The sequence below is a fragment of the Novosphingobium sp. P6W genome (genome assembly GCF_000876675.2).
Lineage (GTDB): Bacteria > Pseudomonadota > Alphaproteobacteria > Sphingomonadales > Sphingomonadaceae > Novosphingobium.
On sequence record NZ_CP030352.1, the window covers coordinates 2970134 to 2995374 of the forward strand.

Below are 25241 nucleotides of genomic sequence, written 5' to 3' on the forward strand. Positions count from 1 at the left end.
ACCCTTTACCCCTCGCCCGCGATGCCGCTAGTCACACGTTCAAGTCCCGGTGCAATCTGAGGAAGCGTGTGGTTCAGAACATAATTGGTGGCCCGGGATGCTGATCGGGATCGACCTTGGCACGACCAACAGCGCCGTCGCCATCTGGCGCGAAGGCGAGGCGCAGCTGGTCCCCAATGCGCTGGGCGAACTGCTCACTCCTTCGGCGGTGAGCATCGCCAGGGACGGACAGGCCTGGATCGGCACCCCGGCGCTGGACCGCTTGGCCACCCATCCGCTGGACACCGCCACCAGTTTCAAGCGCATGATCGGCACCCAGCGCACCGCGCGCCTGGCAGGCAAGGAATACAAGCCGGAAGATATCTCGGCCATCGTCCTGGGCGCCCTTGTCCGCGATGTCGAGGCGCTGACCGGCGAGACGCCGACCGAGGCGGTCATCACCGTGCCTGCCTATTTCAACGACCGCCAGCGCAAGGCCACCCGCCGCGCCGGCGAACTGGCAGGCCTTTCCGTGCGCCGCCTCATCAACGAGCCGACCGCCGCGGCCCTCGCCTTCGGCCTGCAGGACAAGGGCGACCGCGAACCGTTCCTCGTCTTCGACCTGGGCGGCGGCACCTTCGACGTATCCGTGGTCGAAATGTTCGACGGCATCGTCGAGGTTCGCGCCTCGGCGGGCGACAACCGGCTGGGCGGCGACGATTTCGACGAAGTGCTGGCCGCTTTCGCCAAGCCCCGCGTCGATCCCGAGGGCCTGCTGGCCAGTGCGCCGGACGAGCGCCGCGAGGCCCTGCTCAAGCGCGCCGCCGAAACCTGCCGCCGCGCGCTGAGCAGCGCTGGCGAGGCCGAATTCGCGCTGACCGTCGACGAAACGCGCCTTTCTACCATCATCACCGAAGCGGAGTTCGAAACCGCCTGCGAACCGCTGATCCGCCGCCTGCGTGATCCCGTGGTGCGCGCCCTGCGCGACTGCGCGATCGAGGCTGCGGAATTGTCCGACGTGGTCCTCGTCGGCGGCGCCACCCGGATGCCGGTGGTCCGCAAGGCGATCACCCGCCTGTTCGGCCGCTTCCCCAATTCCTCGGTCCACCCAGACCATGCGGTGGCGCTGGGCGCATCGATCCAGGCGGGCCTCGTGGGGCGCGACGCGGCGCTCGAGGAAATCCGCATCACCGACGTATGCCCTTTCACCCTGGGCATCGAAGTGGCGGAGAACGACCGTTACGGCGGCCTCCAGCGCGGATTGTTCTCTCCCATCATCGAACGCAACACCCCGGTCCCGGTCAGCCGCGTCAGCAGCTATTCGACCATGGGCGACGGGCAGAAGCAGATCGAATTCGGCATCTATCAGGGTGAGGCGCGCGAGGTTTCCGGCAACGTCAAACTGGGCCAGATCGCCGTCCCCGTACCGCCGCGCCCGGCGGGCGAGGTCAGCGCGGAAGTGCGTTTCTCCTACGACAGTTCCGGCCTTCTGGAAGTCGACGTGCACGTTCCGCTGAGCGGCAAGAGCCACAGCATCGTCATCGTCGACGAAGAGGACCGGCCCGGCCCCAAGGACATCGAAAAGCGCCGCGCCGCGCTTGCAAAGCTCAAGTTTCATCCGCGAGAAGAGGCCGGTAACGTCGCCCTCATGGCCCGCGCCGAACGCGCATACGAAGATCACATCGGCGAAATGCGCCAGATGATCGGCCACTGGATCACCCAGTTCGCCGGCGCGCTCGATACGCAGGACCCGCGCCGTATCGCCGATGCCCGCGATTTCCTCGTCGGCCATCTGGGCGAGATAGACAGCTCCAGTCCGCTGTGACGGTGCAGGTGGTGGCGGCAGGCGCAGGAACATGAGCAGCGGGGGTTTCCCATGGTCGCTGCTGGGCATAGCGGCGACCAGCGATACCAAGGCCATCCGCGGCGCCTATGCGGGCCGTATCAAGGCGATGGACCTCGACCGCAATGTCGAAGGCTACGCCCAGCTTCGAGGTGCGCGTGACACCGCACTGCGACTGGCAAAGACGATGCCGCAGCCGGGCGCCGGACCTGACGACCCGCAGTTCGTGCCCGAAGCGGCAGTGCCACAAGCGGCGGAACCCCAGGCGGACCTGCCCGAACCTCCCGCTCCTCCTCCTGCGCCCCCGGAGCCGCTGGCATCGCCGCAATGGCCCCACGCCGCGCCCACGCTTGCCGGTGAATGGCAGGCCGACCCTGCACTCTCGGCCCGGCCTGCCCAGCCGCAAGGCGACCACTTGCTGGGCCGGGTATCGCCGGAACCTGCCGCTTCCACCGAAAACGCAGGCGGCGAGGCTGCTGCGCCGGGCGGCGCCGATCCTTTCGCCGTGCCGCTGCTCGAAGGCTTCGAAAACGCGGCGGCGGTAGGCCAGCAATCGCAGCAATCCCCCTTCGCCCGGCTCGCCGCGATGCTGGACACCGAAGCCCCGGCGGGCCTTTCCCCGATGGACGAGGGCGATGAAGCCCGCGCCCGAATGCTGCTGGAAGAGGTCCTCGAAACCGTCCACCACTCCGACATCGGGCGGCAGGGCGAGATGGAAGACTGGCTCGCCGGGCTGCTGGCCGATGCCTGGCCCCGTAGCGCACCCCTGCTGGAAGATGCCGTGGCAGCTTTCGACTGGGAACGCGAATGGGGCAAGATCGACGCACGCCCCGCCATCGACTATCTGGGCGCGCGCCTTCGCGGCCATCGGTTCGAACGCAAGGTCCAGCAAAAGGGCCACCGCTATCACAAGGCCTGGACCGAACTGGGCCGTCCGGAAAAAGCCGGTCCGCTGCGCCACCTGCGCGCCAACGGGGCCGATGTACGCGGGTTGCTCACCGGCATTCGCAAGCATTTCCCGGAACTGGAGGAGCGCCTCGACGCACGGCGGATCGCGTCGTGGGAAGGCGGTAACAGCTGGCTCACCGGAACGATCGTGCTGGGCGGATTGATTATCCTGGGCTTCCTGGTGAGCCTTGGCGATTCCGGGAGCAGCGGACCCGATGCGCGCGCGCAGGCACTGGCCGCGACGGTCGCCGACGTCTTCGGACTGCCGCATGATCCCGACTGGCTGCGGCAACACGAGTCCGAACTGACGGACAAACTGGCGGAGAGCGCCCAGTTCACGCCGGACGGCAAGGCGGACCTCACCGCCAGCATGAAGCGGGGTCTCGACATCGTCCGGGGGCGGACCTACCTCGTCGGCCGCCATCTCGAAGGCGACGATTTCGAGACGACGATGCGCCTGCGCCTCGCGCTGCTGAAGACCGCGCAGGCGGACGGCACCGCCGCCTGCCAGATGATGATGACTTTCGCCTCCACCCCGCCGACCACGCTGGTCCCCCTCGAAGTGCGCGGGGCCGAACGCACTTTCTACGCCAGCCTGGCGACGCGCGGGTTGCTCAAGGAGCCGGAAAAGCTCGAAGGCTCCTCGGCCAGCGTTCCGGGCGCACTGGTGGCCAAGGTCATCGCCGCGACGAAGCTGAGCAAGCAGGAGGTCGGCCTGGCCATGCAGGGCAAGAGCAGCGACGCCCACCGCTGCGCCGCCACGGTGGCGCTACTGGAGGCCACGCTCGACTGGAAGGGCGAAGGACGCCGCGCGATACTGCAAACGCTTTAGGCACGGGCGTTCACGCCTCACTCATACACGCTGCGGTACACCGCTGCTCATATAGTGGAACAGGAGAGTGCCTCATGCCGATCCGACCCTTGCCGCTTGTCGCCCTGACCGCCGCCCTGTGCCTTGGCGCGGCCGCCGTCGCCACCTGGCCCGACACCCCCGCCAACGCCGCCGCCTTCCCTGCTCCTCCGGCCGAGAAACCCGGGGTCAAGGGCGATCAGGTCGCCGTGCTGGCCGGCGGATGCTTCTGGGGCATCGAGGGACTGTTCGAACACGTTCGCGGGGTGAAATCCGTGACCGCCGGTTATGCCGGGGGCGTGAAGGCGGATGCCACCTACCGCGCCGTTTCCACCGAAAAGACCGGCCATGCCGAAGCCGTGCGCGTGGTCTACGATCCGTCGCAGGTAAGCTACGGCACCTTGCTCAAGGTGTTCTTCTCGGTCGGCCATGATCCGACGCAGATCAATCGCCAGTTTCCCGATGTCGGCCCCAGCTACCGCTCCTCGATCTTCCCGCAGAACGCCGCGCAGCGCGAAGTCGCAACCAGCTACATCGCGGCGCTGGGCAAGGCGCAGGCATTTTCCAAACCGATCGCCACGAAGATCGAGACAGGCGCCTTCTATCCGGCGGAAAGCTACCATCAGGATTTCCTGCGCAGGAACCCCGATAACGGCTACATCCGTCGCTACGACGCGCCCAAGCTGGCCGCACTGCGCACGACCTGGCCGGCGCTCTATCGATAGGTCCTTGCCCGGGGCGAACCTGCATTCGCAGCTTTGACTTGATTTTCAGGCAAAGCCGGATGTCGATCGACCCCGGATCAGATCGCCAGTCCGGCCGCCCGCGCGCTCGCCCAGGCCCACTGGAAGTTGTAGCCGCCCAGCCAGCCGGTGACGTCCACTGCCTCGCCGATCGCGTAAAGGCCCGGGCTTTTGCGTGCCTCCATCGTCTTGGATGAAAGCTCGGCGGTGTCGATGCCGCCGGCGGTGACTTCGGCTTTGGCAAAGCCTTCCGAGCCATCCGGGACGAACGGCCAGCGCGCCAGCCGCGCCTCGGCCGCGCCCAAGGCCTTGTCGGAAAGGTTGCCGATCTCTCCCTCGATGCCCAGCCGTTCGCACAAGGCATCGGCCAGCCGTTCGGGCAGGCCATCGCCCATCGCCTTGCGGAAGGAGAGGCGCGGCCGCTCGCGCTTCACGGCTTTCAGCCAACCCTCTGGCCGGTCCGGCACGAACTGCGCGGTGACGGTATCGCCGCGCTTCCAGTAGCTGGAAATCTGCAGGATCGAAGGGCCGGAAAGCCCGCGGTGAGTGAACAGCGCCGCCTCGCGAAAGGCCGGCGCCTTGGCCGCACTGGGCCCGCACCGCACGACGATCTCGGTGGAAACGCCCGACAGGTCGCGGAACAGCGTTTCCTCTCCCGGCAGGGTCAGCGGCACCAGCGCCGGGCGCGGCTGCACCACCTTGAGGCCGAACTGGCGCGCGAGGTCATAGGCGAAGGCCGTCGCGCCCATCTTGGGGATCGACGGGCCGCCGGTCGCAATCACCAGCGCCGGAGCGCTCGCGCTGCTCTGGCCGTAATCGACCCGGTAACGCCCATCGGTATACTCGACCCCGCCGACACCGTCGCCGCAGTGGACGGTGACATCGCCCTTGGCGCATTCCTCCAGCAGCATCGCGACGATCTGCTTTGCCGAACCATCGCAGAACAACTGGCCCAGCGTCTTTTCATGCCAGGCGATGTCGTAACCATCGATCAGCGCCAGGAAATCCGCCGGAGTGTAGCGGCTGAGCGCAGACTTGGCGAAATGCGGATTGCTCGCCAGATAGCGGTCCGGCGCGGTGTGCAGGTTGGTGAAATTGCACCGCCCGCCGCCGGAGATAAGGATCTTCTTGCCCGGCTGATCGGCATGGTCGAGCAGCAGAACCCGCTTGCCGCGCTGGCCGGCCGTGGCCGCGCAGAACAGGCCGGCGGCACCGGCGCCCAGGATGATGGCATCGTATTCGTTCATCGCAGAACTCACGCGCCAGCCTCCACCGGCACCAGGTCGAGCGCCAGCGCCTCGGCCACGCGGATACCGTCGACGGCGGCGGAAAGGATGCCCCCGGCGTAGCCCGCGCCTTCGCCCGCCGGGTAAAGCCCACGCGTGTTGAGGCTCTGGAAATCACGGCCGCGCGTGAAGCGCACCGGCGAGGACGTGCGCGTCTCGACCCCGGTCATGACGACGTCGGGGTGATCGTAACCGGGCACCTGCCGGCCGAACACCGGCAGCGCCTCGCGGATCGCCTCGACCACATAGTCCGGCAGGCACTGCGCAAGATCGGTGAGGTGGACGCCGGGCTGATAGCTAGGGATCACCTCACCCAGTTCGGTGGACGCACGGCCGGCAAGGAAATCGCCCAGCTTCTGGCCCGGCGCCTTGTAGGTCGACCCTCCGGCCGTGAAGGCCAGCTTCTCGAACTTGCGCTGCAGGGTGATGCCCGCCAGCGGGTGGCCGGGGAAATCGCGCTCGGGCGTGATGTCGACGACGAGGCCGGAGTTGGCGTTGAATTCGGCGCGCGAATACTGGCTCATCCCGTTGGTGACGACGCCGCCCTCCTCGCTGGACGATGCCACCACGCGCCCGCCCGGACACATGCAGAAGGAATAGACGGTGCGCCCGTTACCGGCCTGGTACGATGTCGCGTAAGACGCCGCGCCGAGGATCGGATTGCCGGCGCAGGGGCCGAAGCGCGCCTTGTCGATCCAGCTTTGCGGATGCTCGATGCGCACGCCGATGGCGAAGGGCTTGGCCTCGACATGGACGCCGCGTTCGTGGAGCACCTCGAATGTGTCGCGCGCGGAGTGGCCCACCGCCATGATGACGTGGCCGGTTTCCAGAAAATCGCCGTCCGAGAGGTGCAGGCCCTTGAGGCGGCGGGTGCCGTCCGCGCCTTCCTCGATGGCGAAATCGTCCACGCGGGTGCTGAAGCGGTATTCGCCGCCCAGCGCCTCGATCGTCTCGCGCATCGACATCACCATGGTGACGAGGCGGAAGGTGCCGATATGCGGATGGGCCTCGGTCAGGATGTCATCGGGCGCGCCGGCCTTGACGAATTCGGTCAGGACCTTGCGGCCCAGATGACGCGAATCCTTGATGCGGCTGTACAGCTTGCCGTCGGAGAAAGTGCCTGCCCCGCCCTCGCCGAACTGGACATTGCTTTCCGGGTTCAATTCCGAGCGGCGCCACAGGCCCCAGGTATCCTGGGTCCGTTCACGCACCGCCTTGCCGCGTTCGATGATGATCGGTCTGAGGCCCATCTGCGCCAGCACCAGCGCGGCAAGAAGGCCGCACGGCCCCGCCCCGATCACCACCGGACGCGGGCCCGCATAGCCTTCGGGCGCACGGGTGACGAACTTGTAGGCGGTGTCAGGCGCAGGCCGCACATGCTGGTCGCCGACAAAGCGGGCGAGCACATCGGGTTCATCGCGCACTTCGACGTCGAGCGAGTAGATCAGCTTGATCGCGTTCTTGCGCCGGGCATCGTTGCCCCGGCGCACCACGGTCACCCGTTCAAGGTCGGTGGGCGCGATTTCCAGGCGGGAGACTACCGCCGCGTCGAGGTCGGCGGGGGTGTGGTCAAGGGGCAGGGCAAGATCGGTCAGGCGAAGCATCGCAGCGCCTTTATACATTCATGCCGCCCAGCGCCATCGCCGCCTTTCAGGGACGGCGGGCGCGAGAGAGCAGGCAATAAAACGGCTGGACTGTTCTCGGACGGGTAGCGGGGCCAATCGACAATCCACACCGTCATCCTGAACTCGTTTCAGGATCCATCTATCCGGTCGGGCGGCAGTGTTGATTGCAAGATGGACCCTGAACCGAGTTCAGGGTGACGTGGCGGGATGTCCGACGGCTGCGTTATTCGAGAAAGCTAAATGCCCCACTTCCCTTAACCCGCCAGCTTGCAGGTCCGGCGGTAGAGCAGCGCCGTCAGCGCGAAGAACAGCGCGGTGCCGCCTACCAGCGCAGGAACCTCGAAGCCCTCGCCCACCAGCGCCAGCGGTGCATCGCTGCCCGATGCGGCGACGATGCCGGCGAACGTCACGCCCCACAGGCTCTCGCCCACGATCAGGCCCGTTGCCGTCAGCACGCCCATGCGCAGCGCGAATTCCGGGTCCCTGCGGCGCCCGGCCCAGCTTTCGTAGAAATGGCCCAGCACCGATCCGATGACGACGGGCAGGATCGCGGCCATCGGCAGGTAGATGCCGATACCCACGCCCAGCGGCGGCAGGCGCAGCTTGCCGAGCGCGCCCAGCACTTCATCGAGGATCACGAAGACCACTCCGGCCGCAGCGCCCCAGCCGATCATCGTCCAGTTGAGATCGCCGCCCAGCACGCCCTTGGCCAGCGACGAGATCAGCGCGGCCTGCGGTGCGGGCAGCGCATTGGGTCCGGCGCCCGGCATCCCGGCGAAACCGAAGGCGGTGTTGAGCAGGTCCAGCACCGGCGGGATCACCAGCGAGCCGAAGATCACGCCGATCACCAGCGCGACCTGCTGCTTCCACGGCGTGGCGCCGACCAGCTGCCCGGTCTTGAGGTCCTGAAGATTGTCGTTCGAAATCGTCGCCACGCCAAAGACCACGCCGGTGACGATCAGCGCATAAGCGACCAGCGCCTCGGTCGTCGCGGCGCCCTGCTCACGGCCGAACAGGCCCACCAGCATCAGCGATGCCGCGACGACGGACAGGATGCCGATGCCTGAAACCGGCGAGTTCGAGGCCCCGATCAGGCCCGCCATATAGCCGCAGACCGCCGCGATCATCAGCCCGAAAACAACGATGAAGGCCACCGCGCCGGCGATCAGCGCCACTTCGCTGCCCGCCAGCGGACCGCCGGCGATGACGGTCCACAGCAGGATCGCGATCGGCACCAGCATCGCCAGCGACCCGAAAAACACCGCCGAGATCGGCAGGTCGCGCTCCTCCAGCGCCAGCGCCTCGCCCGAATGACGCGCGCGGCTGGCCGCCATGGCGGAACGGATGCCGCCCACCACCGGCCCGGCGATACGCAGCAGGGTCCACACCGCCGCGACGCCGATCACGCCCGCCCCGAAAAAGCGCACGTCGGCGGAGAATACGCTCCCGGCCCAGGCGGCGACATCGCCGCTCTGCGGGTTCTGCGCGGTCAGGATCGGCAGCAGCACCCACCAGCCGATGGCAAGGCCAAGGAACATCGCCATGCCCACCGAAAGGCCGACCAGATGCCCGACGCCCAGCAGGGCAAAGGAAAGCCCGCCCGAAATGCCGGTCGCGCCCGAACCGGCGCGGAACCACACGGCGGCTTCGCCCACCACCAGCCGCGTCTGGGTGAGGATCGCGAAGCCGACCGAGGCCAGCGAATTCCAGATCAGCACCGACAGCCCCTTGGCGCTTTCCTCGGCCCCTTCGCGTGAACCGGAACCGATGCGCAGCACTTCGGCGGCGGCATGACCTTCGGGATAGGGCAGCGGTGTATCGACCACCAGCGCCCGGCGCAGCGGCACCGAGAACAACACGCCCAGGATGCCGCCGGTGCCGGTGATCGCGGCGGTGGTCCAGTAGGGGAAGCCTTGCCACCAGCCGATCATGACCAGGCCGGGCAGCACGAAGATGATCGCCGCCAGAGTGCCCGCCGCGCTGGCGACGGTCTGGACGATGTTGTTCTCCCAGATCGTCGAATCGCGAAATCCGCGCAGGATCGCCATCGAGATGACCGCAGCCGGGATCGAGGTGGCGAAAGTCAGCCCGACCTTGAGGCCGAGATAGACGTTGGCGGCAGTGAACAGCAGCGTGATAAGCCCGCCCAGAACGACGGCGCGGAAAGTCAGCTCTCTGGCAGAGCGTGCCCCTGCCTGTGCCTGTACCGTTTCGCCTGCCATCGTGTCCTGCCTGCCTGTCTGAACTTGCGGGCGTTCTTGGCATGGCGGCAAGGATCGCGACAGCGCAAATCGCACGGGCGGCGATGTGCGATTTTTTGCCTGCCACGCGAAAAGGTCGTGCCTGTTTCACGACCCCGTCACATCGCGCCCGGATAAGGGCCGACCATGGATAATTCGACGCGATCTGTGTCCGGGCCTAACCCGGCGGGAGGAATACGTGGCACGGCGCCGCTGCGGGTGATCGTGCTTGCCGGCGGGAAAGCCGGTGCGGACCCGTTGGCGCAGGCTTTCGGCATGTCGCACCGCTGCCTGATCCCTCTGGCCGGGCGCCCTCTGGTGGCCCACGTATTGCAGATCGCCGCGCTCCATCCCGCCGTCGAAAGCCTGGCCGTATCGGTTGAGCGCGAGGCCTTCGATGGTCTGTTCGACGTCCTTTCGCAGCTTCCCGGCCGCGGCATCGTCAAGCTGGTGGAAGCGCGCGAGAACATCGTCGACAGCGTTCAGGCCGCAGCGCAGGGCTGGGACGGCCCGCTGCTCATCACCACTGCCGACCACGCCTTGCTTTCCGCTGGATCGATCGACGCCATGATCGATGCGCTGGGCGCTGCCGGCGGGGCGAAGGTCGCCGTCGCCATGGCCCGCCGCGAAACCGTGCGCAGCGCCAACCCGGACGACACCCTGCTGTTCCACGAATTCGCCGACGATGCCTATGCCAGCTGCAACCTCTACGCGCTGGCCGGACCCGATGCGCTGGCCGCAGCCCAGGTGTTTCGCGGCGGCGGGCAGTTCGCCGGCAATGCCTGGCGGGTGATGCGCGCCTTCGGATTCGTCAATCTGGTGCTGCTGCGACTGCGCGCGGTGACGCTGGCCGATGCCATGGTCCGCGTCTCCGCCCGGCTGGGCCTGCGCATCGCGCCGGTAGTGCTGGACGACGGATCGCAGGCGCTCGACGTCGACGACGTGAACACCCATGCGCTGGCCGAACGCCTCCTCGAAGCGCGCGCCGGGCTGGCCGGCGCGGCCTCGAAGAACCCTGCGGAAACGTGGCGAGCGCTGGGCTAGCTGCTTGGAGACCGTTGAGAATGGGCTTTGCCCATTCTGCCGCAACAGCCCACTCCCCCACCCGGCCACCCAACGGCAGTACTCTATGGGTGGCCGGGTGGGGGAGTGGGCTGTTGCCGCATTCAAAATGCGCTCTTCTGCGCATTTTGAAACGGTCTCTTAGAACTTCACCCCCACCCGCGCATAATAGAACCCGCCGTTGAGCCCGAACGGCGCGAACCCGCCGTATTGGCCGGAGCCGTCGAAAGCGATGGCGCCGTTCCTGTCCGGGTACGTGTCGAACAGGTTGTTGGCGCCCACGGCGAGGTCCAGCGCCGATGTCAGCTGGTAGCCGATCTCGGCGTCCGCGATCCACTTGCCGCCAAAGGTACGGTCGGATGCAGCCAGGTTGCTGGACTCGGTATAGCCCCCATAGCGGGTGGCGCGGGCCAGCACCTTCACCGGGCCGGACGACCAGTTGCTGGTCAGCACCACTTTGCTGCGCGGCGTTGCGGCGACAAGATCGCGCCGCGCCTGACGGCCGAACAGCGTGACGTTCAGGCTGCTCAGTTCAGCGGGATTGTCGATGACGCTGAGTATCTTCGTCTTGTTGTAGCTATATGCCGCGCTGAGACGGAAAGTGCCGACGGAGGCGGTGTCCAGCGTATATTCGCCCACCACGTCCACCCCGCGCGTGCGGGTGTCGATGGCGTTGGTGAAGAACTGGGCGCTGTCCACGTCCTCCACCCCGTTGCCCTCCAGGATCGCCCTGATCGCGGAGCCGCCGTTCGACGCGGTGCCGAGGAATTCGGTCTTCACGATGCGGTTGTCGATGCGGATCTGGTAGGCGTCGACGGTCAGCCGCAGCGGGCCGCTTTCATACGTGATGCCCGCGGTGAAGTTGAGCGACTTCTCCGGCTTGAGCGGCTTCGCGCCCAGCGCCAGAGCGGCGGCGCTGTTGACCGGCAGGAACTTCGAGACGGTCAGCACCCGCTCGTCGCCGATCACGGTGACGGTGTTCTGCGTGGTGGAGAACCCGGTCTGCGCCAGCGACGGCGCGCGGAAACCCGTGTTCACGCCGCCGCGCAGGGCAAGGCCCGGCGCCAGTTCGATGCGGGTCGATGCCTTGGCGCTGAAGGTGTTTCCGGCGCTGTCGGAATAGTGCTCGAACCGGCCCGCGAGTCCCACGAACCAGCCGGGCGTCAGGTCGGTCGACACATCGAGATAAGCGGCCAGGTTGTTGCGGCTCAGGCTGGTTTCGTCCGCCGGGGAAGTGCCGGTGAACGAGACAAGGCCCGGCGAAGGCGAGCGCCCGCCGTAGAGCCGGCCGAACGGCGTGTCGTCCACCGGGATCACGTAGCCGCCGTCGCGGTAGCTGTCCGGTTCTCCGGCGATGTTCTGGAAACGCTCCCAGCGGTGTTCCACGCCGAAGGCCACGTTCAGCGGCTTGGCGAAACCGACCTCGTATTCGCGGCTGACATCCAGGTTGTTGACCCACAGGTCCTGCTTTTGCCGGCCCATGAAGAAGTCGGTTGGGCTGTTTGGCCCGATCGAGGGGTTGAGCGTGTTTTCCGCGCCCAGCTTGACGTTGTCCTGCCCGTAGCTGGTCGACAGGTCGACATCCCATCCCGCCAGCTGCGAGCGGATGCCCACGGCGGCTTGATAGTCCCACTCCTGAATGCGGCGATAGGCCTGGAAACCGCCGGGGTATATCTGCGGCAGCACCGAGGCACCCTGGGAATTGGCTTGCCCGCCATAGCCGGTGGGAGCGGCGACCGACGCGCCGCGCGCATCCTTGATATCGCGGTAGCTTACCGTAGAGAACGAATAGAGCGTGGTATTCTCGCCCAGCGGCAGCTCTGCATTGTAGCCGGTGTTGATGATCTTGTCGCGGTTGGAGCGGCCATAGCCCCCGGCGATCACATGGTCGGCGCCGGCTTCGCGCGGGTCGGGCTGGCCGTTCACCAGCGGATAGAGGTAGGGGATCGGCTCGGCCGCCGACTTGGCACGGTCGTGGTACTTGGCTTCAAGCGACAGACGCAGGAAACCGCCGTCGCCCAGCGGGGCGCCGTAGGAGCCGGAAAGCTGCACCAGCTCGCCCCCGCCCGCATATTGCTGTCCGCCGGTAAGCGACAGGTCGCCGCCGTGCGCGGTGTTGTCGAGGATGATGTTGATGACGCCCGAAATCGCGTCCGAGCCATATTGCGCGGCGGCGCCGTCGCGCAGGACTTCGATGTGGCCGACGCCGCTGGTCGGGATCAGGTCGATGTCGACCGGGGTGGAACCGCCGGAGATGCGCGACAGGTTGTTGATGAGCGATGTCGTATGCCGCCGCTTGCCGTTGACCAGCACCAGCACATAGTCGCCCGAAAGCCCCCGGATCGAGATCGGCCGCACGCTTGCCGACGTGCCGCCGCCGCCCAGTGCGGGCATGGTGAGCGAGGGGATGATGTTGCCCAGGATCTCCTTGAGCCCGGTGCGGCCGGTGGATTTCAGCTCTGCCGGGCCGATCACGTCCACCGGCACCGGGCTGTCCGCTACCGATCGCTGCGTCTGCCCGCGCGCGCCGGTGACGATGATGGCGCTGCCTTCCACCTCCGCTGCGGCATCGGCTGCGGCATCGGCGGCCGCCTCGGCATGGGCCGCGGTGATGGGGATCAGGGAAACACTGGCGGCTAAGGCAAACGACTTGAGGATTTTCACGAAAATCTGGCCCCTGGCATCATGGTCTGTGGGGGCTGTGATGACATGTCTACTAATTTGGTAGAAATTGTTATCGCTTATGCGTTCACAAGTTTTTCTTGATCTTGGGCGAACGCCGGCACGCCTCCGCCCCCGCCGGCGAACGCGGGATAACGCCAAGGGAAACAGCGGACGGGCTGCGGCCGGCGCTTGGGACCGCCAGCAACAGGCGGCAGTGCTGCGATCGCCTTTGATTGCGAACGGCCGGCGAAGGGCAACCTTCGAAACTCACCGACTCGGCCCTGTGGTGCGCGGGGGTGACGGGGCGGGCTCGCTCCCCAGCCGTCTACCCTGAGGGCATACCCTCAAGTTCATCCACGCATCCGTAACTACGGCTTTGTCCGGTATCCGCTACCGGGCGCCGACCGCGCACGGGAAACGCAAAGCGTCAGCTACACGCTCCCCGTCCCGCCGCTAGTATCGACCGAAATCGACGAGGGAGCATGTAACCTATTTGGTTATTAAAGTCAAGGCTTGCGACTATAGCTTGATGACGAAGGCGTCCTTCACCGGCCGATCCGCCTTCACTTCGCCGAACTGGCGGAAGGTGTCGAGGACCACCTGCTGGCGCTCGATTACCTCCCGGTCGATCGGCACGGGAAGGCGGCCGCCGGTGCTGGCCATTTCTTTCGCAATCGCGGGCGGCAGGCCGGTTTCCAGCGATAGCACGCGGGCGAAATCATCGACATGCGCGCTTGCCCATTGCAGCGCCTTCGCCTCGCGCTGAAGGAAATCGGCGAGCAGGGCGCGCTTGTCGCGAATGGCGCTTTCATGCGCGATATCGAAGCCGTATCCCTGCGTCAGCCCGCGCCCATCGACGGCGATGCGGTCACCCTCGGCAAGCGAGGTGGCGACATAGGGCTGCCAGGTCGACCAGCCATCCACCGCGCCGGTCTGCATCGCCGCGCGCGAATCGCTGGGGGCAAGGAACACCGTCTTCACGTCCTTGGCCGAAAGCCCTGCAGAGAGCATCGCGCGCAGCAGCAGGTAATGGCCCACGCTGCCGCGCGTGGTGGCGATGCGCTTGCCCTTCAGGCCCTTGGCATCGCGGATCGGCGAGGCTGCGGGCACGACCAGGGCGATGGCGCCGGGCACCCGCGTCTGCGTCGTCTGCGCGCCGACCGCCTTGATCGGGCTGCCGGCCTGATAGGCGAACTGGAACGGCGCATCGCCGACCAGCCCGGTATCCACCGCGCCGCTGCCGATCGCCTCAAGCAGGTTCTGCGCGGCCGGGAATTCGGACCACTCGATCTTGTAAGGCGCCCCGTCCAGCGCGCCGGAGGCCAGCATCAGCGACTTGGTGCCGCCCTTCTGACTGCCCACGCGCAACACGCCTTCACCGCCGCCGCTCTGGCCGCAAGCGGCCAGAGCAAACGTCGTCGCAATCCCTGCAAGCAGGTTACGCCTGTCGATCATAAATCAGAGGTCCGTCCATAGTGGTTCGTCGGCGATCAGGATGCGGTGCAGTTCGCGCGGGAAATCGCCGTAATTGCGCACCGCGTAATGCACCGCCGCGCGGTTGTCCCAGAACGCCACCGTGCCCGGCCGCCACGAGAAGCGCGCCTGCACGTCGGGGCGCTTGTACTGGCGCAGCACTTCGTCCAGCAGCTCGGCGCTTTCGGAAAGCTCCAGCCCCAGGATCTGCGGCTGCTGCTGGAAGTTGACCCACAGGATCTTCTGCCCCGTCTCGCGGTGAGTGCGCACCACCTTGTGGCTGACGATGGGGTATTCGTGGCCCGAAAGCTCCAGCGAGTCCGTGAAGTTATGCGTCACGTACTTGCCTTCGAGGCGCTGCTTCAGGTCGTCCGAAAGCGTTTCGTAGGCCAGGTTGCCGTCTACCCAGATGGTGTCGCCGCCGACTTCCGGCAGGTTCACATCGCGCAGCACCGCGCCCCAGGTCGGGACCAGACGCCAGCTCGTGTCGGTGTGGTAGGCGTCGCCGGCCTTGAGCTTGCGGCCCAGCTTCTTCTCGTATTCGCGGTCGTACTGGGCGGCGATGGCGTGGACTTCCTTGTTCGCCGCATCGTGCCGGGTGGTGGGGTGAGTGTAAAGCGGGCCGAAGTTGCCCGCGAACGCCGCCTGGCTCGCATCGTCGAGCGACTGGTCGCGAAAGAATACGACCTTGTATTTGAGCACGGCGGCCCGGATCGCGGCGCGCAGATCGTCGGTCAGCGGCTTCGACAGGTCGATGCCCTCGATCTCGGCGCCGTGGGAAGGCTGGACGGGCCGGATCACGAGGCCGGAATTGGCAAAGTCGAAAGTTGTGGCGGAAGTGGCCATGGTCATTCTCCTCTCTTATCGTTCAGGCGGCGACGCGCGCGGTGCGGGCGGCGGTGTTGCGGTTGGCCGGCACGTCAAGGCCAAGGTTTTCGCGCAAGGTCGTGCCGGCATAATCCCGCTTGTAGATCCCGCGGCTCTGGAGGATCGGCACCACCTCATCGACGAAGATTTCAAGCTGGCCGGGCAGCGATTCGAACAGGTTGAACCCGTCGGACCCGCGCTTTTCCAGCCATTGCTGGAAACGGTCGGCAAGCTGCTCAGGCGTGCCCACGAAGCCGCCTTTGGGCGTCGCCACGCGCAGCGCGATCTGGCCCAGCGTCAGGCCCTCGGCCGCCCATTTCAGGATACGTTCGGACGCGCTCTGGTTGCTTTTGCGCCCTTCCTCGGCGACCTGCACCGGGAAGGCGGCATCGGGGTCGTAGACGCTGAAGTTGTGGTCGTTGAACGAGCGGCCCAGTGCCCGCAGCGCATTTTCCAGGCTGACCAGGCCGGCCAGTTCCTCATGCAGCCGCTCGGCCTCTGCCTCGGTCGATCCGACCACGGGGCGGGCGCCGGGCAGGATCAGCAGCTGCTCGGGATCGCGCCCGAAACCGCGCGCCCGCGCCTTGAGGTCGGCGTAGAAGGCCTGGCCCTCGGCAAGGTCCTCCTGATGGGTGAAGATCGCCTCGGCATGACGCGCGGCGAAAGTGCGGCCATCCTCGGAGGAACCGGCCTGGAAGATCACCGGCTGGCCCTGCGGCGAGCGGCTGATGTTGAGCGGGCCTTTCACCTGCAGGAACTCACCCTTGTGGTTGAGTTCGTGCAGCTTGTCGGCGTCGAGGAACTGACCTGTCGCCTTGTCGCGCACCAGCGCGTCATCTTCCCAGCTATCCCACAGGCCCTTGACGACATCGAGGTATTCGTCCGCCAGGCGGTAGCGTTCGGCATGACCGAGGTGGTCGGTCTTGCCATAATTGGCGGCGCTGCCCGCCAGCCAGGATGTCACCACGTTCCAGCCCGCGCGCCCGCCGCTCAGATGGTCGAGCGAGGCGAACTGGCGGGCCAGGTTGAAGGGTTCGTTATAGCTGACCGTCGAAGTGCCGACGAGGCCGATGCGCTGCGTCACGGCCGCCACGGCGGAAAGGATCGTCAGCGGCTCGAAGCGGTTGAGGTAGTGCGGCGAGGAGCGCGCGTTGATCGAGACGCTGTCGGCCACGAACAGGTAGTCGAACTTGCCGCGCTCGGCCGCCTGGGCCTGGCGGGTGTAGAACGCAAGGCTGGTGCTGGCATCGACCTGCGCATCGGGGTGGCGCCAGTCGTCCCAGCCGGGACCGACCCCGTGCAGGATGAAACCGAGCTTGAGCTGTCTGTCTGACATGTCATTTCCTCCTATTTGCTGGGGTCAGTCTATGGCCGGAAATGGGGGGCTGCCAACGCGAAGGACTGATAGGAAATTGAGTTTTCGCAATGGTTTACGGCAACTGCTCTACCCGCAACCCATCGTCACCCTGAACTTGTTTCAGAGTCCATCAGGCCGCATACCCGGTGCCTCGATCAGCGAACCGAGGGCGCCGGTGGTGAAGCTGACCTCTCCAAACCGCCCGATGGACCCTGAAACGAGTTCAGGGTGACGGGCTTTTTTGAGTGATAGGTCCGCCCTCGCCCCCGCCCTCGCCTTCAGCCCGCCAGCGCGACCTTGCGTTCTTCACGCTGCGCCACCTTTTCGCGCACCAGCGGGATCAGTTCGCGGCCATAGTCTATTGCATCGGCCAGCGGTTCGAAGCCGCGGATCAGGAAGTTGTCGATGCCGATGTCGTAGTATTCCAGCATCGCATCGGCGACCTGCTCCGGCGTACCGACAAGCCCGGTGGAGTTGCCCGCCGCGCCGGTAAGCTGGGCCACGCCGGTCCACAAGCGGCTGTCGCGGCGCTGCGAACTTGCGGTTTCGAGGAGGCGCAGCGATCCGGCATTGGGGGGACGGTGGCCGGAGATCGGCAGCCCGGCCGCCTCGCGGTTGGCGCGGACCTGCTCGACGATGGCGTCGGCCTTCTTCCACGCCGCTTCCTCGGTATCGGCGATCACCGGGCGCAGCGAGAGCGAGAATCCCGGATTGCGGCCATGCTTCGCGGCGGCGTGGCGCACGGTGCGCACGGCTTCGCCGACCTGCTCCAGCGTCTCGCCCCACAGCGCGTAGACATCGGCGTGGCGGCCCGCGACCTCGATCGCCTCGGGCGAGGAGCCGCCGAAGAACACCGGCAGGTTGTCGGGCTTGATCGCGCTGAAGGCGCCGCGCGCTTCGTAAAAGCGGCCGGTGTGATCGAAGGGCTGCTTTTCCGACCATTCGCGGCGCAGGATCTCGATATATTCGTCGCTGCGCAGGTAGCGTTCGGCCTTGAGGGTGTGGACGTCGCCGTCGCGCGCCATTTCCTCATCCGCGCCGCCGGTGATGATGTGCACCGCCACGCGCCCGCCCGAAAGCTGGTCGAGCGTGGCAAGCTGGCGCGCCGCCAGCGTGGGCTGGGTGAAGCCGGGGCGATGCGCGACGAGGAAGCCGAGCTTCTTCGTGATCGCCGCCGCATGGGCCGCCACGATCTGGCTTTCGGGCGAGGCCGAGCCGAACGGGATCAGCACGCGGTCGAAACCGCCCTTCTCCTGCTCGATCGCGGCTGCGTCGACGTATTCGCGGTCGAGCACGCGCGAGCGGGCGGCGTTGTGGATTTCGGACGTATCGTTGAAGCCGATATAGCCGATGAACTTGACGGTCATTGTGAAGAACTCCCCTTGAGGATGGATCAGATGACGAAGAAACCGTGAGTGCCGTCCCGCGCGAGCTGGGCGACGAGGCCGTATTCCCAGTCGAGATAGGCCTGCATCGCGGCCTTGGGGTTGTCGGTGCCCTCGTAGGGCCGCTTGTAGCGCCCCTCGGGACCGCGCGGAGCCGGGGCGCCATCGGTGCCGGTTTCCAGTTCGCCCTCGAAGCCCTCGAGTACCAGCACTTCCCAGCCCAGCTGAGCCAGCCAGGATGCGGTCATGTCGGCGCGCGGGCCAAGGTCGTCGGCCAGCACGATGCGGGCGCCGCGCACGGGGGCGAAATGATCGGTTTCCTGCACCAGCTGGCCGCCCGGCGCATTGCGGAAGCCCGGCAGGTGACCGGCGCCGTAGGCATCCGGCTGGCGCACGTCGAAGCGGTATAGGGTGCGGTGGGTTTCCGCCTCGATGGCGGCAAGGCCGGCAGCGTCGATGCGGCGAACCCCGGCGCGATAAGCCACGTCGCGGGCGCGGCTGCGGGCGTCGTCCGCCTCGCCCGGCAGGTCCACGCTTTCCTGGCGGCCCTGCTCCAGCGTCTGCCCCGCCAGCGTCCAGCCGATGGTGCCGTTGCGCAGCGCGAAGACGCGGTTGGGCACTCCCGCGTTGATGAGCGACTGCGCGCCGATGATGGAGCGGGTGCGCCCGGCGCAGTTGACGATGATCGTGGTGTCCGGGTCCGGCGCGGCCACGGCGGCGCGCAGCACCAGTTCCGCGCCCGGCACGCTGCGGCCGGTGGGGATGCTCATCGTCGCGTATTCCTCGAATCGGCGTGCATCGAGGATGGCGATATCGGCCTTCTCGTCGATCAGCGCCTGCAGGTCGGGCGCGGGCAGCGAGGGCGTGCCGCGCCGATGCTCGACCAGTTCGCCGAACGCCTTGGAGTAGCTGTTGACGTCCTCGAACAGCTCGTACCCGGCATCGCGCCAGCCTTGCAGGCCGTTTTCCAGCACATCGACATTGGTGAAGCCAAGGCCGCGCAGTTCCTCCACCGCGAAAGCGGCCAGCCCCTCGCCATCGTCGTAGACCACCACGGCCGCGTCCTTGCGGGGAATGCGCCACTCGGCCTCGGCGGAGATGCGCGCCAGCGGGATCTGCGCGGCGAACAGCGGGTGTCCGGCGGCGAAAGGCGCTTCATTGCGCACGTCGATCAGGGCTATTTCGCGGCGGCTGAGCAGCGCGCTGCGCACTTGTGCGGGGGTAATGGTCATGCTGTCCTCGATCCGTCCCAGATGTTGGGGAGCGCGGTGTTGGCGTAGCCGGAGACGAACGGCCGCTCCTCGCCATTGGCGCGGTACGTGGCGCGTTCGACCGCGCCGATATTGCCGCCGTAGACGTGGATCGAGATCGAGGTCCGGTCGGCAAAGGCGTTCTCGACGCGGTGGATGTCGCCTTCACGCGGGTCGATCGCCTCGACCTGGGTTTCGAGCAGGTCGCGGGTCGGCCCCTGCTGGACCAGCGCGCCGTCGGAATCGCGGCGGCCGAAACCCTGCACCTTCTCCGCTCCGCGCAGGACGCCGACGAGGCCCCACACCCGGTGGTCGTGGACCGGGGTCGCCTGCCCCGGACCCCACACGAAGGAGACGACGCTGAACCGCTCGGCGCTGTCGCAGTGGAGCAGGTACTGCTGGTAGCGCTCAGGATGGGGCTGGGCGTATTCGTCGGCCAGCCAGCCGTCGCGCCCAACCAGCCGGCCCAGCAGCTCGCCGCCGCGGTCCAGGATCAGGTCGAGGTCGTCGGTGCCGTCCAGGAGACGCGCGAAGTCGCCCACGAAGCGCCGCAGCGGGGCAGTGTCGATGGCCGGGGCGGTGAGGCGCGGCGCCGGGCCGGAGGTTGCGAAGATGCTGCGCGCGTTCACGGACGCGCTCCCGCTTTATGGCCGGCATGGAGCGCGACGATATCCGCCGGACGCTCCTCCACCACGGTTCCGCCCAGCGCGGACAGCAGGCGCTGGCGCAGCGGCGGCGCGATCCCGGCGCGCTCGGCCCCGCGCGCGGCGGTGATCCGCTCCTGCGCGACGATCCTGCCGCCGTCGAGAAGGATCACCCGGTCGGCCAGGGCGATGGCCTCGTCGACATCGTGAGTCACCATCATCACCGCCGGGCGGTGGCGGCGCCACAGCGAGAGCACGAGTTCATGCATCCGCAGCCGGGTCAGCGCGTCAAGCGCGGCGAAAGGTTCGTCCAGCAGCAGCAGGCCAGGCTCACGCACCAGCGCACGGGCCAGCGCAACGCGCTGCGCCTCGCCGCCCGAAAGCGTCAGCGGCCAGGCTTCGAGACGGTGGCCCAGGCCCACTTCCTGCAACGCATCCTGCGCCGCGTCCCGCGCGTTCGCGCCCTTCAGGCCAAGCGCGACGTTGCGCCAGACCTTCTTCCACGGCAGCAGGCGGGCATCCTGGAACACCACCGCGCGCGATGACGGCACGGTCACGTCCTGCCCGCCCACCGGGTCAAGCCCGGCCAGCGTGCGCAGAAGCGTGGTCTTGCCCGAGCCGGATCGGCCCAGCAGGACGACGAATTCGCCCGCGCCGATCTCAAGGTCGAGGTTGGAGATGATGGTGTTCTCGCCGAAGCTGCGGGTGAAACCGCGCAGCTTCACGGCGGGTTCGGCGAAAGTAGGCGAACTGGCTACTGTGGTGAACTGGGTCAGTCTGGCGTCCATGGCTGGTCCTTTCCTGAAGTGTGGAGGCGGGCCGTTCAGGCCGTGACGATTTCGGGGCGCCAGGCGAGGGCGCGGCGTTCGATCAGGCGCACCAGTCCGTCGGCGGCGAGGCCGAGGCCCGCGTAGATCATCAGGCACACCAGAATGATGTCCGTGCGCATGAAGTCGCGGGCGTTGTTGATGAGGTAGCCGAGGCCCGCCGAAGCATTGATCTGCTCCGCCACCACCAAGACCAGCACCGAGATGGAAAGCGAATAGCGCAGACCCACCAGTAGCGCGGGCAAGGCGCCGGGCAGAATCACGTGCCACACCTGCGCGGCGCGGCTGAGGCCCAGGCTGCGCGCGCCTTCCAGCAGGCGCAGGTCGGTGCCGCGAATGCCGCTATAGAGGTTGAGGTAGACCGGGAAGATCGAGGCGAAGGCGATCAGCGCGATCTTCGGCGTCTCGCCGATGCCGAACCAGACGATGAACAGCGGGGTCAGCGCCAGCGTGGGGATCGTGCGCTTGATCTGCATCAGCGGATCGACCGCCACCTCACCCTTGCGCGAAAGCCCGGCGACGAGCGCCAGCACCACGCCGGTGGTCACACCGATCACCAGCCCGGCCAGGATTCGCAGGAACGAGACGTAGAGGTTGGCCGTCAGTTCGCCCGAGACGGTCATCGTCCACAGCGTGGCCAGGACCTTGGACGGCGCCGCCAGCGTGCGTTCCGGGATCAGCCCGGTGCGCGATCCCGCCTCCAGCACCGCCAGCAGCAGCAGCGGCGAAAGCCAGCGCGCGCCGCCGAGGGTCCGGGTCAATTGCTTCAGTACCGACATTCCATGTGCCTCGTGCCTTCGATGACCCGAAGGTGGCACCTGAATCTCTACTAATTCAATTGAGAAGGTCTGGACGAGCTATTTGCAGCGCTTATACTGAAGCCTCGAAACGCTCATACGGCGCCGGGACGTGCGGGATTCGGGGCGGATCCGCCGCATCTTCTCCCGATCAGGCGCGCAAACAGAATTGCTTCTTCCTTCACAATCTCTACTATTTTGATTGAGAAATTGAAATAGGTCATTGCGCTCTCACGCCTGCTTCCTCCGATGAAAGTCCGCCGATGCCCGTCAACCTTCCGACCAATCTCCTGCGCAGCTTCGTAGCGATCGTCGACACCGGCTCGATGCTTCATGCCTCCGAACAGGTGTTCGTCAGCCAGTCGGCGCTGAGCCTTCAGATTAAGCGGCTGGAGGAACTGCTTCAGCAGTCGCTGTTCCACCGCGAGGGGCGCCGGCTGGCGCTGACTGCACACGGCGACCTCATGCTCGACTATGCGCGCAAGGTGCTGGCCCTGCATGACGAGGCGGTGGCGGCCGTCACCAACGGGCAGTTCGCGGGGCCGGCGCGGATCGGCATGGTGCAGGATTTCGCCGAACTGCTGCTGACCGGACTGTTATCGCAATTCGCGGAGCTGCACCCGGAGGCCGAGCTGTACGCGCGGATCGCCGGCACCGCCGAACTGCTGGACCTGCTGGAGCGGCGCCAGCTCGACATCGTGCTGGGCTTTGCCGCCGCGAACGACCGCCATGCCGTGACGACCGCGCCGATGAGCTGGTTCGGCAAGGAGGACCTGGCCCTGCTGGACACGGTTCCGCTGGCGGTGCTGGAGACGCCCTGCCGCTTTCGCGAGGCGGCGATCCGCGCGCTGGAGGACGCCGGGCGCCCTTATCGCATCACGGTGGAGACGCCCAACCTCACCACCCTGCGCGCGGCGGTGGACGCCGGGCTGGGCCTCACCTGCCGCACCGGCATGTTCCTGCACGATGCGCCGCTGACCGGCGTGGGCCTGCCCGACCTGCCGCATGTCTCGTGCATCCTGCACACCGCCCCCGGCCTCGACGGGCCGACCAGCCAGCTTTCCGAACTGGCGCGCGAAGTGGTGGCCGGGCTTCACGCTGTGCCGGTGCCGGTGCCGGCGTAGCGGATCGCGCACAGCTATCGTTAAAGTGCGGCCCGTCGTCCCGGCGAAGTCCGGGATGACGACGGCGCAGAACGCCAGCTTTCCCTTGAATGGTGCTTATTCGATAATCTCAAGCGGCGCCAAGGGCTTCTCGTTGGTCGCCCTTGCCCGCTTGGCATAGCGTCCTCGTCCATGAACCACGCACGAGGCCCGATATGACTGCACCCCTGAACGACCGTTTCGCCGCGCTCCAGGCAGAGCGCGAGCGGACCTGGAAGCCCGAGCAGCTTGAGCGCAATGCCGCCCAGCGCCGCATCCTGACCGAGCGCCACGATCCCGCCGCGCTGCCGGGCGTCGGCGACGAAGTCGGCCCCTTCACCCTGATCGACCAGGACGGACGCGAACTTACCCGCGAGGCGATCCTCGCCGATGGTCCGGCGGTGCTGGTGTTCTTCCGCTTCGGCGGCTGCCCGGCCTGCAACATCGCCCTGCCCTATTACAACGAGACGCTGCTGCCCGGCCTGCGCGAGCGCGGTATCCGGTTGGTGGCGGTGAGCGCGCAGGTGCCCGTCGACCCGGACCTCATCGCCCGGCACGGCCTGGGCTTCACGGTCGCGGGCGATCCCGGTTATGCGCTGGCCCGCAGCCTGGGCATCACCTTCCTGCCCGAGGACCAGCCCGAGGTGACCCCGGGCCAGAGCTGGATCGGCGCCACCCTTGGCACCGACAGCTACGAGATCGACAAGCCGGCGGTGCTCGTTCTGACGAAGGACGCGCGCATCGCCTTCTTCGACGTCAGCCCGGACTGGCTTGAGCGCACCGAAACCGGCGCGATCCTGGCTGCCCTGCCCGAAACCGTCAGCGCTGCGGGCTGAACCGCACGCCGCCTAAAGCCCCTCGCCGCCGACCCAGTGTTCGTCGGCGAGGAAGCGGGCAAGGCCCCATACCTGGCGGCGGATATCGGGCACGGCCACGATCTCCCAGGCCTCGCCCTTGGTGATCGGGCCGACTGCCAGAAGATTGTCCTGAACCACGCCGTCCGCCCCGCGCACCCGGCCCAGGTGATCGACGTCCACCCCCAGCGCATGGGCATCGCCGGTGATCCGCCCCTGTTCCAGCAAGCCCTGCACCAGCGGCAGGTCGACCCGGCTCAGGTCGCAGTCCGGCCCGGCGCAGTTGTAGATGCGGTCGACTTCCAGCACCTGGGTGCCGCTTTCGCCGCGCGGGTGGTAGGACACCGCCGCGCGGCCTCCCCGTTCCTCGGCCCGGCCCAGCTTTCCGGCCACGTAGCGCAGTCGCCCGGACGCCTCCAGATCCTCCAGCCGCTGCGCCACTGCGGGCGCGAGGCGGTGGCGGTGGATGTCCCAGTAAGGCCGCAGATGCCGCAGGAAACTGGCCTGCGCCGTTACGGAATGGCGCCGCCAGATGTTCTGCGTATGCGGCCGCAGGCCATCGACCGCTGCCCGCCAGCCCAGTTCCGCCGCCCGCCGCCGCACTTCGCGCACCAGCTGCGAACCGCGCCTGTCGGGGTCCTGCACGGGGGCCACCACCGGCCCGCTTTCAGCATGGCTGAGCGGCTTGAGGCCGCGCCGCGACAGCACCGTCACCTTGCCCTTGAACCCCGAACTTTCCAGCGACAACACGACGTCCGCCGCCGTCAGCCCGCTGCCCACGACGAGGACATGATCGAGCCCGTCCAGCCCCGTCACCGCCGGAGCGTCCCACGGATCGGGATAATAGAGCCCGTCCGGCAGCCCCTGCAGCACCGGATGCGGCACCGGCGGGAAGTTGCCCAGCGCCAGCACCACCGACCGGCATTCGAGCACATCGCCATCGGCCAGCCCCACGCGCGCCGCGTCCGTGCCGAAATCCACCGAAAGCGCCTCGCCGTTGACGATCTGGGCGTTCGGCCCGGCCTTGGCCAGCGCTTCCACCAGCGCCTCGCGCAAGTAGACGCCGTAGGTCAGGCGCGGCACGAAGCGGTTGGCTTCGTCCTTGTCGGAAAATTCCATCCAGCGCAGGAAATGGCCGGCGTCGTCGGGAAAGGCGCTCATGTTGGCGGCGCGTACGTTGAGCAGGTGTTCGGGCCGCCGGGTGCCGAAGGCGACACCTTTGGCAAGCTGCGCCGAACTGCGCTCGATCAGGGCCACTTTCACCCCGTAGCGCAGCAGGTTGATGGCCAGGAGCGTTCCGCTGAAACCCCCGCCGACGATCGCGATCGGCAGGTCCTGTGCGGCATTACGGCTGGTCATGAATTAGGGATTCCCGTGAATCTGAGAGCTATGGCTAGCAGGTAAC

General features: G+C 67.2%; 19 protein-coding genes. 6 read left to right on the plus strand and 13 right to left on the minus strand.

The genetic code is table 11. The annotated features are described in order from the left end of the window. Positions 1 to 97: 97 nt before the first annotated feature. The 3 genes from TQ38_RS14220 (at position 98) to msrA (ending at position 4345) form a co-directional block, all read left to right on the plus strand. A complete protein-coding gene (locus tag TQ38_RS14220; RefSeq protein WP_043971323.1) occupies positions 98 to 1804 on the plus strand; it encodes an Hsp70 family protein in 1707 nt (568 codons plus the stop codon). Between the two features lie 31 nt (positions 1805 to 1835). Then, the gene (locus TQ38_RS14225; protein ID WP_043971325.1) at positions 1836 to 3602 is read left to right on the plus strand and encodes a hypothetical protein; all 1767 of its coding nucleotides are present in this window, start codon (positions 1836 to 1838) and stop codon (positions 3600 to 3602) included. 74 nt (positions 3603 to 3676) lie between these two features. After that, positions 3677 to 4345 (plus strand): peptide-methionine (S)-S-oxide reductase MsrA, encoded by a 669-nt coding sequence (msrA, locus tag TQ38_RS14230; RefSeq protein ID WP_043971328.1) that lies wholly within the window; start codon positions 3677 to 3679, stop codon positions 4343 to 4345. Between the two features lie 77 nt (positions 4346 to 4422). Here the strand turns inward: msrA and TQ38_RS14235 are convergent, their stop codons facing one another. The 3 genes from TQ38_RS14235 to TQ38_RS14245 form a co-directional block, all read right to left on the minus strand. After that, positions 4423 to 5610 (minus strand): NAD(P)/FAD-dependent oxidoreductase, encoded by a 1188-nt coding sequence (locus TQ38_RS14235; RefSeq protein WP_043971331.1) that lies wholly within the window; start codon positions 5608 to 5610, stop codon positions 4423 to 4425. An 8-nt stretch (positions 5611 to 5618) separates the two neighbouring features. Then, the gene (locus TQ38_RS14240; protein ID WP_043971774.1) at positions 5619 to 7253 is read right to left on the minus strand and encodes an NAD(P)/FAD-dependent oxidoreductase; all 1635 of its coding nucleotides are present in this window, start codon (positions 7251 to 7253) and stop codon (positions 5619 to 5621) included. Positions 7254 to 7528: 275 nt separating this feature from the next. Further along, entirely contained in the window at positions 7529 to 9496 is a 1968-nt protein-coding gene (locus TQ38_RS14245; RefSeq protein ID WP_043971334.1) for an OPT family oligopeptide transporter, read from the minus strand. A 165-nt stretch (positions 9497 to 9661) separates the two neighbouring features. On the opposite strand from TQ38_RS14245, the gene TQ38_RS14250 reads away from it, so the two are divergent. Continuing rightward, positions 9662 to 10558: an NTP transferase domain-containing protein gene (locus TQ38_RS14250; protein WP_052505560.1), complete on the plus strand. Its 897-nt coding sequence runs from the start codon at positions 9662 to 9664 to the stop codon at positions 10556 to 10558. A 159-nt stretch (positions 10559 to 10717) separates the two neighbouring features. Here TQ38_RS14250 and TQ38_RS14255 read toward each other — a convergent pair whose 3' ends face one another. The 9 genes from TQ38_RS14255 to TQ38_RS14295 all read right to left on the minus strand — a co-directional run bounded on the left by TQ38_RS14255 (position 10718) and on the right by TQ38_RS14295 (position 21822). Then, positions 10718 to 13240 (minus strand): TonB-dependent siderophore receptor, encoded by a 2523-nt coding sequence (locus tag TQ38_RS14255; protein ID WP_043971337.1) that lies wholly within the window; start codon positions 13238 to 13240, stop codon positions 10718 to 10720. A gap of 519 nt (positions 13241 to 13759) precedes the next feature. Continuing rightward, entirely contained in the window at positions 13760 to 14695 is a 936-nt protein-coding gene (locus TQ38_RS14260; RefSeq protein ID WP_043971340.1) for an ABC transporter substrate-binding protein, read from the minus strand. 3 nt (positions 14696 to 14698) lie between these two features. Continuing rightward, positions 14699 to 15559 carry a TauD/TfdA family dioxygenase gene (locus tag TQ38_RS14265; protein ID WP_043971342.1) on the minus strand — a complete coding sequence of 287 codons (861 nt, stop codon included), beginning with the start codon at positions 15557 to 15559 and terminating at the stop codon, positions 14699 to 14701. A 22-nt stretch (positions 15560 to 15581) separates the two neighbouring features. Further along, positions 15582 to 16916, minus strand: coding sequence for an LLM class flavin-dependent oxidoreductase (locus TQ38_RS14270; RefSeq protein ID WP_043971344.1), 1335 nt, complete (start codon positions 16914 to 16916; stop codon positions 15582 to 15584). 299 nt (positions 16917 to 17215) lie between these two features. Next, entirely contained in the window at positions 17216 to 18304 is a 1089-nt protein-coding gene (locus TQ38_RS14275) for an LLM class flavin-dependent oxidoreductase (RefSeq protein WP_043971346.1), read from the minus strand. A 26-nt stretch (positions 18305 to 18330) separates the two neighbouring features. Then, the gene (locus TQ38_RS14280; protein WP_043971348.1) at positions 18331 to 19554 is read right to left on the minus strand and encodes a rhodanese-like domain-containing protein; all 1224 of its coding nucleotides are present in this window, start codon (positions 19552 to 19554) and stop codon (positions 18331 to 18333) included. Then, a complete protein-coding gene (locus TQ38_RS14285) occupies positions 19551 to 20201 on the minus strand; it encodes a cysteine dioxygenase (RefSeq protein ID WP_082057529.1) in 651 nt (216 codons plus the stop codon). Before TQ38_RS14285 ends, TQ38_RS14280 begins: the two co-directional genes overlap by 4 nt. After that, a complete protein-coding gene (locus tag TQ38_RS14290; RefSeq protein ID WP_043971351.1) occupies positions 20198 to 21004 on the minus strand; it encodes an ABC transporter ATP-binding protein in 807 nt (268 codons plus the stop codon). The genes TQ38_RS14285 and TQ38_RS14290 overlap by 4 nt, the downstream gene beginning before the upstream one ends. 35 nt (positions 21005 to 21039) lie before the next feature. After that, positions 21040 to 21822, minus strand: a complete 783-nt coding sequence (locus TQ38_RS14295; protein WP_043971354.1) for an ABC transporter permease — start codon at positions 21820 to 21822, stop codon at positions 21040 to 21042. 281 nt (positions 21823 to 22103) lie between these two features. On the opposite strand from TQ38_RS14295, the gene TQ38_RS14300 reads away from it, so the two are divergent. Both TQ38_RS14300 and TQ38_RS14305 read left to right on the plus strand, forming a co-directional pair. Next, positions 22104 to 22964 carry a LysR substrate-binding domain-containing protein gene (locus tag TQ38_RS14300; RefSeq protein ID WP_043971357.1) on the plus strand — a complete coding sequence of 287 codons (861 nt, stop codon included), beginning with the start codon at positions 22104 to 22106 and terminating at the stop codon, positions 22962 to 22964. 194 nt (positions 22965 to 23158) lie between these two features. Further along, complete coding sequence (locus TQ38_RS14305) at positions 23159 to 23818, plus strand: peroxiredoxin-like family protein (RefSeq protein WP_043971360.1); 660 nt, start codon at positions 23159 to 23161, stop codon at positions 23816 to 23818. Between the two features lie 12 nt (positions 23819 to 23830). Here TQ38_RS14305 and TQ38_RS14310 read toward each other — a convergent pair whose 3' ends face one another. Continuing rightward, a complete protein-coding gene (locus tag TQ38_RS14310) occupies positions 23831 to 25195 on the minus strand; it encodes an FAD/NAD(P)-binding protein (protein ID WP_043971363.1) in 1365 nt (454 codons plus the stop codon). Positions 25196 to 25241 lie beyond the last annotated feature (46 nt).